This is a genomic window from Weizmannia sp. FSL K6-0777 (genome assembly GCF_038593185.1).
GTDB classification, from domain to species: domain Bacteria; phylum Bacillota; class Bacilli; order Bacillales; family Bacillaceae_C; genus Weizmannia; species Weizmannia faecalis.
The window spans coordinates 3101549-3114935 of sequence record NZ_CP151971.1 but is presented as its reverse complement, the minus strand read 5'-3'; the positions used below and the strand labels follow the sequence as shown (position 1 = coordinate 3114935).

Sequence of the window (13387 nt, the reverse complement as noted above, 5' to 3'; positions counted from 1 at the left end):
ATGCCGAAAGAAAAGGCGTTTGCTGTAGAGATTGAGGGGCTGGAGAAATCATTCGGCAGCCATCGCATCCTGCGCCATCTTCATTTAAAAATAAGAAAAGGGGAATTTGTTGCGATTGTTGGGAGGAGCGGATGCGGCAAAAGTACGCTTCTCAGGCTGCTTTCAGGACTTGAAGCGGCAAGCGGCGGAAAAATCCTTATAAACGGGGCGCCTTTATCCGGCAGAAACGGATCGGCAAAAATGATGTTTCAGGACGGCCGCCTGCTCCCATGGAAAACCGTGCTTCAAAATGTCGGGCTTGGCCTTGCGGGCGACTGGAAGAACAAGGCACTTGAAATGCTTGGAAAAGTCGGGCTGGAAGGGCGTGCAAATGATTGGCCTTCGTCTTTATCCGGCGGCCAGAAACAAAGGGTGGCACTGGCGAGGGCATTAATCCATGAGCCGGACATCCTTCTCCTCGATGAACCGCTTGGGGCGCTCGATGCATTAACCCGGATTGAAATGCATGCGCTGATCCAGTCGCTTTGGCTTGAAAAACATTTTACGGCCATATTGGTGACACATGACGTGGAAGAAGCAGTCGCCCTTGCCGATCGGGTAGTGTTAATCGAAGAAGGGGAAATTGGGATGGACTGCCCGGTAAAACTCCCTTATCCGCGGAAAAGGGACCACGCCCTCTTTGCAGCAACGGCCAATCATATTTTAAACCGCATTTTAGGGAGCGGCCACCCGGTTTTGCATGCAATGAAAAATTAAGGAAGAAATGGGGGATTCATATGGCGGAAAAAATAGTACTGCTGAACGGGAGCCCTTCTGCGTATACGAGATTAAATGGGATCCGTGATTATATCAGGGCCGGGTTAAGGGGGCACGGGTACGAACCGGAGCTCATCAATATCCGGGAACTTCCGGCCGGCGATTTAATGCATGCCCGGCAAAGCCCGCCCATCACCGGGGCATTAAGAAAAGTGGAAGAAGGCGATACGATAATCATTTTGACACCGGTCTATAAAGCGTCTTATTCCGGACTGCTCAAGACGTTTCTGGATCTTTTGCCGCAAAATGGCTTATCCGGCAAACAGGTGCTGCCGCTCGCCATGGGCGGCACATTCGGCCACTTGCTCGCGCTCGATTACGCCCTGAAACCGGTCTTGGCTTCGCTCGGGACAACTTGCATTGAAAAAGGGGTGTTCATTCTCGACCAACAAGTGAAAAAAAAGGATGGGTTTTATGAACTCGACCGGCAAGCGGCTGGCCGCCTGAATGCTGCTTTAAAAACAGCATTTCCGCAAATTTCCATACCGCTGTACTCTTAAACAAATCCGGCATTTGGACGATATCCAAATGCCGGCATTCGTGTAGCACGAACAACGGGAAAAGAGATAACCGGAATGCCGGCGCCCGTCATCCCATCTTTTGTTTGGGAAGTGCCGCTTTTTTCTTTTCCAGTGCAAACCGGACTTTCTCGGTTGTTTCGATCTGTGTGATGTTTCCTTCATGGATCGAAATGACCACTGTTCCAAACTCCAGTTTTTGCAATGATTCCATAATGCGGGCTACTTTCGTTTCATCAATATGAGCCATTTTTCATACCCCCCAAAATAAATTTCGTGTGTGCGTGGTGGTCCGGCCGGCCATGCGGATGATCCAAAAAAGAAAGGCCCCCTTCAAGAAAAGTTAAGAAGAGGGCGAGGCTCCTTAACTTATCTTCCAAGCTTGGCGCTTGCTGGAATTAGCACAGTATTCCCAAAAAGAATCTGTTGCTGAGGTTTCCTCGGGCCAGTCCCTCCCCCTCTCTTGATAAGCTGTATAGAAATAATTTGTTAAAACTATGATAAATAATATTATTCCGATTTGTCAACTTATATTTTCGGCATTTCAGCTGCTTTTCGGGCAAAACCGATTCGGATAGGGTATGATAATAGAAAAAGTGTGTTAAGGGTGTGAGATTGTGCCAGAGACAGATGTATCCAAGTTTGAGAAGAAAATCGAGGTGCGGAACATCCGCTTTGAAGACATTGATGATATTATGGCATTGTCGAAAAAATGTTTTCCGGGGATGGAGCCGTGGAAACACGAGCAGCTGGAAAGCCATATCCGGATTTTTCCGGAAGGGCAGTTTTGCGTGGAATACGAAGGGAAAATCGTCGGTTCCTGCTCCAGCTTAATTGTCAATTTCGATGAATACGAAGACCAGCATACATGGGATACGATCACTGCGAACGGCTACATTACCAACCATAATCCGCACGGGCTCAACCTGTACGGCATTGAAGTGATGATCGACCCGGAATACCGGCGCATGAAGTTCGGGCACCGTTTGTATGAGGCACGGAAAGAGCTTTGCCGGAAAATGAACCTTCAAAGCATCATCATTGGCGGCCGGATTCCGAATTACAGCAAATATAAAGACAAAATGACCCCGCGCGAATACGTGGAAGAAGTCGAGATGCACAATATTTATGACCCGGTTCTGTCCTTCCAGCTGCTTGAAGGGTTCCAGATTATGCGGATCAACAGGCAGTATTTGCCGGATGATACAGCATCCGCTTCATTTGCAACGCTTATGGAATGGCATAACGTCGATTATTTGCCGAAGTCCCGCCGTGTCTATCATGCTTCGTTCCCGGTCAGGATTACAGCGATCCAATATATGATGAAAAAAATTGATTCCTTCGATGATTTTGTCAGACAGGTAGAATATTATGTCGATGTGGCCGCGGATTTCGGTTCTGATTTCGCCGTTTTTCCGGAAATTTTCACCACACAGTTGATGTCCTACCTGGAAGAAAAACGCCCTGACCAGGCAGTGCGCCGGCTTTCCGGGTACACAGACCAATATATTGAACTGTTTACAGAGCTTGCCGTACGCTACAATGTCAACATTATCGGCGGGTCCCATTTTGTGGAAGAAGACGGGGGCATTTACAATGTCGCTTTTTTGTTCCGGCGCGATGGGACGATTGAGAGGCAGACCAAACTCCATATTACGCCAAATGAGCGGAAATGGTGGGGGATCGCGGAAGGAAACGAACTCAATGTATTTGATACGGATTGCGGGAAAATTGCGATTCTGATTTGCTATGATATCGAGTTTCCGGAGCTGGCCCGTGTCGCTGTCGACCACGGTGCGAACATTATTTTTGTCCCGTTTTGCACGGACGACCGCCAGGCCTATTTGCGCGTCCGCTACTGTGCACAGGCGCGGGCCATTGAAAACCAGGTGTACACCTGTATTGCGGGAACAGTCGGCAACCTGACCCACGTGGAAAACATGGATATCCAGTATGCCCAGTCCGGGATCTTTTCTCCCTCCGATTTCGGTTTTGCCCGCGATGGCATTGTCGGGGAATGCGATCCCAATGTCGATACCGTCGTTGTCGGCGATGTCGATCTTGAGAAGCTGCGCCGCAACCGCAACAGCGGCTCCGTCCGGCAACTGGCCGACCGGAGAAGGGATTTGTATCAGATTAAGATCAACACCAAGGCCTGAGCATGACGGACTGGACGCAAGACCGGCCGGGCAGCCGCCAAGTGCCTGAACGGCTGCTCGGAAAAACCGGATACCGCATCAAAAAACCGCTTAGAGGATGGAAGCTCTAAGCGGTTTTTCATGATTCAGGCGATCTTCAGCACGACCATCAGGCTGGTCATCAACACAATGCTGATCAAAATGGACAACGAGTTAAACGTGCTGGACATGGCGACATTGCCGCCGCATTTCTGGGTAAATGCCGTGCAGACGGCGGAAATCGGCGCAAACGCGATAATCACGAGCACGAGCCGAACTTCAAGCGGCAGCGGCAGCAGGAAATAAAAGAATGCTGCAAACAGGATGGCCATTCCGTAACGGATGATAACGGCTTTTAAGATGCCCGCAACCTGGCTTTTTTCAAGCCGGAGTTCAAAACCGATCCCGATCATCAGCATGGCCAGAAAGCCGTTTGCCTGTCCGACGATTCCGGTAAATGTGGTCACGCCTGCCGGCAATGTAATATGCAAAAGCGACAGCGCAAGCATGATCAGATAGGTATCCATCGGGATGGATGAAAACATTTTTTTTAGGTAAGATGCCGCATTTGTTCTTTCGTTGTTGGCAACGGCGGAAGCAATCGAATATGTGCCGCCCGTGCATAAAACCGAATTGCCGGCATCGAACAGGCAGGTTGCCACTACACCAACGGGCCCCAGGAAATTTTGTACATAGGGGAGCGTAAAACAGCCAATATTATAACCAGAATAATTGATCATGTTAAAGGCTTTTTCCATATGGGTACGGCGCCAGGAAACGATATAGCCGGTTGCAATCATCACTAGATTGCAAAAGACGCCGATTGCAACAAGCATCAGCAGCGAAGTTTCAAGGGAGAGTTTTTCAAAATTTGTAATCACGGCGCATGGCAATGTAATGTTTAAAACCATGCGGGAAACCAGCTGAAAATCATCCGGCTTAAAAAATCCAATCCGCTTCAAAATGTAACCGAGCACAATGATCAAAATAAACGAAGCGGCTTTCGTCAACACAACACCCACATTTTTCCCAGCTTTCTTTTTGATCTAATTTCATTAAAAAACAATGAGAAAGAAACGGCAAGGAAAATTTTTGGCAACTCTGTCCTGGTTATTCAGATAACAGGTTAGTTCTTTTTTATCACAGTTCAAAATAAGGCATAAAAAATGATTTGATCCTATTTGAAAATGAAGTCAGCCACCTGGTAAATCTTTTCCATGAAAACGGCATTCCTTTTTCATTCGGAAAAATTTTTGCTGCGTCTGTTTTTGCTTTTGTCCAAATATATTAATAGAGGGATCGGCGTGCGATGCTGTTTTTCCGTTCCCGAAATGGATTGGCAAAGGCAGGGGTGACGTGTTTTTGTGATTTTAAAAATTTACTTGCTCAACCTGATTAGTGATCTGGATAATCTTCTTATTATTACAACCGTGGTCCGGAAATACGGCTATGAGCCAAAGCGTCTGTTTTTTTATATCGTTGTATGTCTGACAGCCAGCCGTACAATTTATGTTGCGATGATTCAGTATTTAACAGGGATTCCGGGATTCCGCGTCTTGGCAGGGATGATTCTCCTCTATATTGCTTTCCGTTTTGTAAGTTCCATCCAGCCTGATTCCGAGGCAAGGCCCGTTCCAAGCATCCCGGCCGCCAAAATGCTGTTAATTGTGCTTGCGGCTGATTTTCTCGTCTGTATGGACAGTGTTTTGATCACGTCCGGCATTTCCGCCAATTTGCTGTACACGATGGCTGGCATGGCCTTAAGCTTAACGACTGTACTCGCTTTCTTCGAGTTCTTTTCTGAAATACTGGATAAAATTTCATTGGTGCAGATTGTTGCCGGCGGTCTGATTGCACATGTTGCGGTCACCGGCATCTTTAAAGATCCGGTCATGAAATACCCTGTGAGCCTGTTGGAAAAAGTTTGGGGATTTCAATTAAACGAATGGATCAACTTCATTGCGCTGGATGCCGCCATCTTTTTGATATTAGCCGGGTTCATGATAAAGGCAAGAAACAGGGCCTGACCAGATTCGCCGAAAGAAGAGCCGGCTGCCAGGATGCGCGAACGTCCGGGCCGGCAGCACAGTTTAAAAACAGCCCGCTTCCGGCAAGGGAACAGCTCGGCGCGTTCGCAGCGATATACTGGATTGGAGTCCCGAAAGCCGGTCTTAGAGTGTCATATAGCAATGAAAAGCCCCCCTAGTTCGTGTGAAAGATTCCGCTCACGAACCGGGGGGGGTTTGTTTCGTTGCGGAGACAGCCTTCCTTACAGAGATGGGAAGTTCATTCGGAATAATAACAATTTTAAAAAATGCAAAGAATTCCGCTCAATGATTTGACATTTTGGCTAATGCGTTACGGATCAAAACAAGCTAATATGAATTTATACAAATCAGAAAGTTCATTTAAAGGGGCAATCAGAATGGCTGAAAACTTGCCTTCCACTGAAGTGATGGTGGATGAATTGAAGGAATGGGACAAAAAATATTTTATTCACCCGACGACATCCCCCGGGATCCACGTAAAAGAGGGGCTGCCGATTATTTTTAAGGAAGGCAGGGGTGAACAGTCCCTATACATCGGGCTTCTGAAACAATGCCTCCTCGCTGCCAAAGCGAGGGATTTTTTTGCGGATTAAATAGAAACACAACTTTTTTCCTATATAAATTGGTTTTATCACAACTATATTCCTAAAATGGTAAATTTTCTATGAGATTACAGTTGAATTACGTTTTCATAGAATGATTGAAAGTGGGGGTGAATTTTTTTAAAATAGGGTTTGTGAGTGAAACAAACCATGACCCTTTATATATAGCCAATGAAAATTTTTTTAAACATCCAGGAGGTTTTCGATCTTGACTCGAAAAAAAGTATTGTCTGTTACCGCCGGCATGACATTAGCGTCTTTAATTGTAGGTTCTGCATCAACGGAAGCAGCTACATACACGGTCAAAAAAGGAGATTCGTTGTGGAAGATTTCCCAACAATACCATACAACGGTTTCCCAAATTAAAAGTGATAACCATTTGACAGGCGATATTATTTATCCGAATCAGAAATTTAAGGTGCCGTCTAATACACCAAAAAAATATAAAATTGTATCAGGGGACACGCTTTCCGCCATTGCAAAAAAATACGGCGTTAAAGTATCCCAATTGAAAGAGTGGAACCATTTAAACTCTGATTTAATTTATGCCGGAGATATCCTGAAAATTAACAGTTCTTCCGCTACAACCAGCAGTACTGCCAATAGTACTGCCAACAGTACTGCCAACAGTACTGCGAATCGTAACGCCAACAACAGCACTGCCAACAGCAGCGCTGCAAATAACACCGCCAAAAGTGCTGCGGCGCAAAGAAGCACAGCGCCAAACGGCACATATAAAATTGTATCAGGGGACACGCTTTCCGGCGTTGCGCAAAAATTCGGCGTGACCGTCTCCCAATTGAAAGAATGGAACCATTTAAGCTCTGATTGGATTGTTGCCGGAAGTGCTTTAAAAGTGGACGGCCCATCCAGTGCTGTAAGCAGCTCGCAATCCAATCAATCGTCTGGCACAGCAAGCAGCTCAAATGGTGCAGGTAGCACAAGCGCAAGTTCACAGACAAGCGGTTCGTCCAGCACGGCAAGCAGTTCGTCCAACAATTCGGGCAGCACAACTGCAAATGGTTCAACCAGCACGCAAAGCAGTTCACAAGCGGGCAGCTCACAATCTAATCAATCGTCCGGTACTGCAAGCAGTTCGTCTAACGCCGGGAGCAGCTCAAATGGAAGCAGTTCATCCAGCTCGGCAAGCACAAGCAGCTCACAAGCAAGCGGCTCAAGGTCCGTTTCCAAAAACGTTGTATCAAGTTCAAATTCAGGCTCTTACAGCGGCTCTGCAGTGGCACAAGTTGCACAAAAATATATCGGCGCACCGTACCGTTTCGGCGGAACCACGCCATCCGGATTTGACTGCAGCGGCTTTGTTTACTATGTACTTAACGAGGCCGGCAAATCCATTGGCCGTCTGGATGCAGCAGGATTCTACAGCAACTCCTACAGGGTAAGCAGCCCGCAGCCTGGAGATCTCATTTTCTTTGAAAATACCTACAAATCCGGAATCTCGGACGTCGGTATCTATCTCGGAAACAACCAGTTTATCTCTGATTCGGACAAGAGCGTCTCGATCAAAAGCTTAAGCAACCCTTACTGGAACTCCCATTTCAACAGCATCAGGAGACTCTATTAAGATAAAAAAAGCCGGCGGCATGCCGGCTTTTTTCATACCCTTTTTTATTCTCCCGTTTTACAGGTTCTGTTCAAATCTAACACAACCCATTTTAAAATGCTCCCCTACCATGCTTTTCCCAATAAAAATTACTCATTTTTCGCATAAAAGGGTTGACTGAAAGCGTTTTTGGTATTAAGATGTAATCAATATAACCAAAAGATAACCAAAACATGATAAAGGAAATACGGCATGTCAAATGGTTATCGTGCTGTGCCGCCGTGGTTTTAATAGAGTGAAATCATATTTGCTTTATAAACGAGGAGGATGGAGATGTCAGGAGTAACGGTAAGTGTGGAAAAACTAAAGAATTATATAAACGGTGAATGGGTTGAAAGCAAAACGTCACAATTTGAAGCTGTATACAATCCGGCAACTGAAGAAATCATTGCACGCGTTCCGATTTCTACAAAAGAAGAAGTGGACGAAGCTGTCCGGGCAGCGGCAAAAGCATTTCAAACCTGGAAAAATGTTCCGGTGCAAAAACGCGCCCGGATTCTATTTCATTTCCATCAATTATTGCAAGAGAACAAGAATGAACTTGCGAGAATTATTACTGTTGAAAACGGCAAAAATCTCACGGAAGCGCTGGGGGAAGTTGGCCGCGGGATCGAAAATGTGGAATTTGCATGCGGTGCCCCGACTTTAATGATGGGTGATTCCTTGACGACGATCGCAACAGATGTTGAAGTGACAAATTACAGATATCCGATTGGGGTTGTCGGCGGGATTACGCCGTTTAACTTTCCAATGATGGTGCCGTGCTGGATGTTCCCGGTTGCTATTGCGGTTGGCAATACATTTGTTTTAAAGCCGTCAGAAAGAACCCCGCTATTAGCCCAAAAGTTAGCAGAACTGCTGGAAGAAGCCGGACTGCCTAAAGGCGTATTCAATATTGTCCACGGCGCACATGATGTTGTAAACGGGTTATGCGAAAATCCGGCAGTGAAAGCCATTTCGTTCGTCGGGTCCCAGCCGGTTGGAGAGTATGTGTACAAACGGGCAAGCCAAAATTTAAAAAGGGTCCAATGCCTGACCGGCGCAAAAAACCATTCCATTGTATTGAATGATGCAGACTTGGAACATGCTGCAACAAATGTTATTGCATCAGCGTTTGGTTCTGCGGGTGAGCGTTGCATGGCATGCTCGGTTGTGACAGTTGAAGAAGGGGTTGCAGATGCGTTTCTGGAAAAATTAGTGAAAAAGGCAAAGGAAATCAAAATTGGGAACGGGCTGGATGAAGATGTCTTCCTCGGGCCGGTCATCAGGGAACAAAACCACGTCCGTACGTTGGGCTATATCCAAAAAGGCATTGAAGAAGGGGCAACATTGGTATTGGATGGGCGTGAAAATGTGCCGGATAGGGGCTATTTTGTTGGCCCGACCATTTTTGACAACGCCACAACCGAAATGTCCATTTGGAAAGATGAAATTTTTGCGCCTGTACTATCCGTTATCCGTGTAAAAAATTTAAAAGAAGCGGTTGAAACTGCGAATAAGTCCGAGTTTGCAAACGGCGCCTGCATTTATACATCCAATGCTTCGGCGATCCGTTATTTCCGTGAAAATATCGATGCAGGCATGTTGGGGATCAATTTAGGCGTACCGGCGCCAATCGCATTTTTCCCGTTCTCCGGATGGAAATCCTCTTTCTACGGCACCTTGCATGCAAACGGAAAAGACAGTGTCGATTTTTATACGCGCAAGAAAGTCGTGACGGCAAATTACAAGGCACCTACATTTGAATAAGCGAATGGAACGATTACGCTGGGCTGCGGCCTTTGTAATCGTTCCCAAAGATGATGGTTGGGGGATGGTTTAAAAGTGAGCAAATTGTTACGGAAACCGGATGCAGTAGAAATTTCACCGGGAGTAAACATCATTCATGAGGTGACAAGCGAAAATTCACCGCTGGAATATGTCGGAATGAAAGTTTTAGAGTTAGAACCTGGGGCCCGCTACGAGGAAAATTTAGGAAAGTGGGAATGCGGTATTGTCGGCCTCACCGGAAAAATCAATGTTGACGCTGGCGGGGAAAGATTTGAAAACATTGGCACAAGAGAAAGCGTTTTCGAAAAGAGGCCAACAGACAGTGTTTATGTATCAAACGATAAGTCTTTTAGGATTGAAGCAGCAACAAAGGCGCGTATCATTCTCTGCTATGCGCCATCCGAAAAACAGCGGCCAACGAGGCTGATAAAAGCGGAAGAAAACAGTGTCGAACACCGCGGCAAGTACAACAACAAAAGATTGGTCCATAATATTCTGTCTGATTCGGACCCGTCTGCAAACAGCTTGCTGCTAGTAGAAGTCTATACAGAAAGTGCAAACTGGTCCAGTTATCCGCCGCATAAGCATGACCAGGATAACTTGCCGGATGAATCTTTTCTGGAAGAGACCTATTATCACGAAATCAATCCGAAACAAGGCTTTGTCTTCCAACGCGTCTATACAGATGACCGTTCCCTTGATGAAACGATGGCAGTAGAAAATGGCGATGTCGTTCTCGTTCCGGCCGGCTACCATCCTGTTGCGGTTCCGGACGGTTACGAATCCTACTATTTTAATATTATGGCAGGGCCAAAACGCTTATGGAAATTTTATAACGAACCGGCCCATGAATGGATCCTGGAACGGAAGTAAAACAACGGGGGTGTTGTACACAAATGGGAGTTGACTTAAATTTGCAAGCAGAATTTGACATCATTGCGATTGGCCGTGCCTGCATCGATTTAAATGCAGTGGAATATAACCGGCCGATGGAAGAAACGATGACGTTCCGGAAGTACGTTGGCGGTTCTCCGGCGAATATTGCGATCGGGATTTCAAGACTCGGGCTGAAAGCCGGTTTTATCGGCAAATTGTCGGATGACCAGCACGGGCGCTTTATTCAACAATATATGGCGGATGCCGGTGTGGATACTTCGCATATGGTGATTGACCATGAAGGGCATAAAACGGGGCTCGCTTTCACGGAAATTAAAAGCCCGGAAGAGTGCAGTATCTTGATGTACCGCGATGAAGTTGCCGATCTTTTTTTGCATCCGTCCGAAGTCAGTGAAGCGTATATCAAAAGATCAAAAATTCTGCTGGTTTCCGGAACGGCCCTTGCGAAAAGCCCGTCCCGTGAAGCAGTCTTAAAGGCGGTTCAGCTGGCAAAGAAAAATAATGTAAAAGTTGTTTTTGAGCTGGATTACCGGCCTTATACATGGGAATCAGAGGCAGAAACATCCGTATATTATACACTTGTGGCACAGCAGGCAGACATCGTGATTGGCACACGGGATGAATATGATGTCATGGAAAACCGGCAGAACACGAAGAACGAAAAGACCGTGAACCATTTGTTCCAATATTCACCGCAACTGGTTGTCATTAAACATGGCGTGGAGGGGTCTTATGCCTATACAAAATCAGGAGAAATTTACAGGGGCAAAGTCTATAAAACGAAAGTATTAAAAACATTCGGTGCAGGCGACTCCTATGCTTCGGCATTTTTATACGCCCTCATCAAAGGAAAAGGCATCGAAACGGCCCTGAAATATGGCAGCGCCTCTGCTGCGATTGTCGTCAGCAGGCACAGTTCATCAGAAGCCATGCCGGCGGTACAGGAAATCGAAAAATTCATTTCAGAAAGATCGGAAGAAAAAGTCGTAAATCGATAAAGGGTGAACATTCGCATGGGAAAAATACGGTTAACAACAGCACAGGCACTCATTAAGTTTTTAAATCAGCAATATCTCCATGTGGACGGCGAGGAGTTTCCGTTTGTGGAAGGAATTTTTACAGTTTTTGGCCATGGAAATGTGCTGGGGATCGGCCAGGCGCTGGAACAGGATCCCGGCCGCCTGAAAGTTTTCCAGGGAAAAAATGAACAAGGGATGGCACATGCGGCGATCGCTTACAGCAAGCAAATGTTGCGCCGGAAGATTTTTGCCGTCACAACCTCTGTGGGCCCGGGATCTGCCAATTTGGCGGCTGCAGCGGGCACTGCTTTAGCAAATAATATCCCCGTCCTGTTGATTCCAGGTGATACATTTGCAACGAGGCAGCCGGATCCGGTGCTCCAGCAAGTCGAGCATGAATACAGCCTCGCCGTCACAACCAACGATGCATTAAAGCCGGTATCCCGCTATTGGGACCGGGTTACACGCCCGGAGCAATTGATGCCAACTTTAATTCGCGCATTCGAAGTGATGACAGATCCAGGGAAAGCCGGGCCGGCCACCATCTGCATTGCCCAGGATGCAGAAGGGGAAGCATTTGACTTCGATGAACAATTCTTTAAGAAAAGGGTTCACTACCTGGATCGGAAAGCGCCGGCCGAACGGGAATTAAAAGGCGCCGCCGCATTAATCAAAGCAAGCAAGAAGCCGCTCATCCTTGTTGGGGGTGGCGCGAAATACGCCGGCGCACGCGATATTTTAATGGAAATTTCCGAAAAGCACAATATCCCGCTCGTTGAAACACAGGCAGGAAAAGCAACAGTCGAATGCACGTTCAAAAATAATTTAGGCGGAATGGGCATTACAGGAACACTTGCAGCAAATAAAGCGGCGCGCCAGGCGGATTTAGTGATCGGCATTGGGACACGGTATACTGATTTCGCGACATCCTCAAAAACAGCATTCGATTTTGAAAAGGCAAAATTTTTAAATATCAATGTGAACCGCATGCAGGCATACAAGCTGGATGCTTTCCAGGTTGTGGCTGATGCAAAAACAACTTTAGAGCAACTGGCACCGCTTTTGGAAGGGTATGAAAGCGAGTTTGGCTCCACCATTGCGGAATTAAAAACGGAATGGGAGGCTGAGCGTAAACGCCTAAGCCAGGTCGCCTTCTCCCGTGAAAATTTTGTTCCGGAAATTAAGCATCATTTTACACAAGAAACGCTGAATGAATACGCAGATACATTAAACACAGAGCTGGCCCAAACCACTGCGCTGATTGCTGTAAACGATGCGGTCGATCCTGAAAGCATCATTATTACTTCGGCGGGCTCGCTTCCGGGGGATGTGCAACGCATTTGGAATCCAACTGTGCCGAATACGTACAACGTTGAATACGGGTATTCGTGCATGGGCTATGAAGTATCAGGCGCGCTCGGGATTAAACTGGCTGAGCCGGATAAAGAAGTGTATTCGCTTGTCGGGGACGGCAGTTTTCTCATGCTGCACTCTGAGCTTGTTACCACTATTCAATACGGCAAAAAAATCAACGTTGTGCTGTTTGATAACGCGGGATTTGGCTGTATCAATAACCTGCAGATGGACAATGGCGGGGATTCATATTTTACGGAATTCAGGACGTATGATAACAAAATTTTAAATATTGATTATGCAAAAGTTGCTGAAGGGTACGGCGCCAAAACATACCGCGCCCATACGCTTGAACAGCTGAAAGAAGCCATTGAAGATGCAAAGAAACAGCGGGTTTCAACGCTGATTGAGGTAAAGGTGCTGCCCAAGACGATGACGGACGGTTATGAAAGCTGGTGGAATGTCGGGGTTGCAGAGGTATCGGAAAAAGAAAGCATTCAAAAAGCCTATCAGGAGAGGCAGAAAAAATTAGAAACAGCGAAACAGTATTAAAGGGCGGTTTA

The 13387-nt window shown here is 46.6% G+C and carries 12 protein-coding genes and 1 riboswitch; of the genes, 10 read left to right on the top strand and 2 right to left on the bottom strand.

Annotation, left to right across the window (positions count from 1 at the left end; all coding sequences use genetic code 11):
- Together NST70_RS14935 and ssuE are read left to right on the top strand one after the other, a co-directional pair.
- Window positions 1–756: an ATP-binding cassette domain-containing protein gene (locus NST70_RS14935; protein WP_342475407.1), complete on the top strand. Its 756-nt coding sequence runs from the start codon at window positions 1–3 to the stop codon at window positions 754–756.
- 20 nt (window positions 757–776) lie between these two features.
- Window positions 777–1316 (top strand): NADPH-dependent FMN reductase, encoded by a 540-nt coding sequence (gene ssuE, locus NST70_RS14930; protein WP_035189345.1) that lies wholly within the window; start codon window positions 777–779, stop codon window positions 1314–1316.
- An 88-nt stretch (window positions 1317–1404) separates the two neighbouring features.
- Here ssuE and NST70_RS14925 read toward each other — a convergent pair whose 3' ends face one another.
- A complete protein-coding gene (locus NST70_RS14925; RefSeq protein WP_017553067.1) occupies window positions 1405–1584 on the bottom strand; it encodes a YezD family protein in 180 nt (59 codons plus the stop codon).
- 116 nt (window positions 1585–1700) lie between these two features.
- A riboswitch (SAM riboswitch) is annotated at window positions 1701–1807 on the bottom strand.
- A 141-nt stretch (window positions 1808–1948) separates the two neighbouring features.
- On the opposite strand from NST70_RS14925, the gene NST70_RS14920 reads away from it, so the two are divergent.
- Window positions 1949–3493 (top strand): bifunctional GNAT family N-acetyltransferase/carbon-nitrogen hydrolase family protein, encoded by a 1545-nt coding sequence (locus tag NST70_RS14920; RefSeq protein WP_152598481.1) that lies wholly within the window; start codon window positions 1949–1951, stop codon window positions 3491–3493.
- 125 nt (window positions 3494–3618) lie between these two features.
- On the opposite strand, the gene NST70_RS14915 is transcribed toward NST70_RS14920, so the two are convergent.
- Window positions 3619–4533, bottom strand: coding sequence for an AEC family transporter (locus NST70_RS14915; protein WP_168985655.1), 915 nt, complete (start codon window positions 4531–4533; stop codon window positions 3619–3621).
- Window positions 4534–4875: 342 nt separating this feature from the next.
- On the opposite strand from NST70_RS14915, the gene NST70_RS14910 reads away from it, so the two are divergent.
- The 7 genes from NST70_RS14910 to iolD all read left to right on the top strand — a co-directional run bounded on the left by NST70_RS14910 (window position 4876) and on the right by iolD (window position 13376).
- Window positions 4876–5538 carry a tellurium resistance protein TerC gene (locus tag NST70_RS14910; protein ID WP_168985654.1) on the top strand — a complete coding sequence of 221 codons (663 nt, stop codon included), beginning with the start codon at window positions 4876–4878 and terminating at the stop codon, window positions 5536–5538.
- A 398-nt stretch (window positions 5539–5936) separates the two neighbouring features.
- Entirely contained in the window at window positions 5937–6152 is a 216-nt protein-coding gene (locus NST70_RS14905; RefSeq protein WP_168985653.1) for a hypothetical protein, read from the top strand.
- A 217-nt stretch (window positions 6153–6369) separates the two neighbouring features.
- Window positions 6370–7746 carry a LysM peptidoglycan-binding domain-containing protein gene (locus NST70_RS14900; protein ID WP_168985652.1) on the top strand — a complete coding sequence of 459 codons (1377 nt, stop codon included), beginning with the start codon at window positions 6370–6372 and terminating at the stop codon, window positions 7744–7746.
- Between the two features lie 312 nt (window positions 7747–8058).
- Window positions 8059–9534 (top strand): CoA-acylating methylmalonate-semialdehyde dehydrogenase, encoded by a 1476-nt coding sequence (locus tag NST70_RS14895; RefSeq protein WP_168985651.1) that lies wholly within the window; start codon window positions 8059–8061, stop codon window positions 9532–9534.
- Window positions 9535–9609: 75 nt separating this feature from the next.
- Window positions 9610–10428 carry a 5-deoxy-glucuronate isomerase gene (iolB, locus tag NST70_RS14890; protein WP_168985650.1) on the top strand — a complete coding sequence of 273 codons (819 nt, stop codon included), beginning with the start codon at window positions 9610–9612 and terminating at the stop codon, window positions 10426–10428.
- Window positions 10429–10451: 23 nt separating this feature from the next.
- Window positions 10452–11450 (top strand): 5-dehydro-2-deoxygluconokinase, encoded by a 999-nt coding sequence (iolC, locus tag NST70_RS14885; RefSeq protein WP_168985649.1) that lies wholly within the window; start codon window positions 10452–10454, stop codon window positions 11448–11450.
- 15 nt (window positions 11451–11465) lie between these two features.
- Window positions 11466–13376, top strand: a complete 1911-nt coding sequence (gene iolD / locus NST70_RS14880; protein WP_168985648.1) for a 3D-(3,5/4)-trihydroxycyclohexane-1,2-dione acylhydrolase (decyclizing) — start codon at window positions 11466–11468, stop codon at window positions 13374–13376.
- The last annotated feature ends 11 nt before the right edge of the window (window positions 13377–13387 follow it).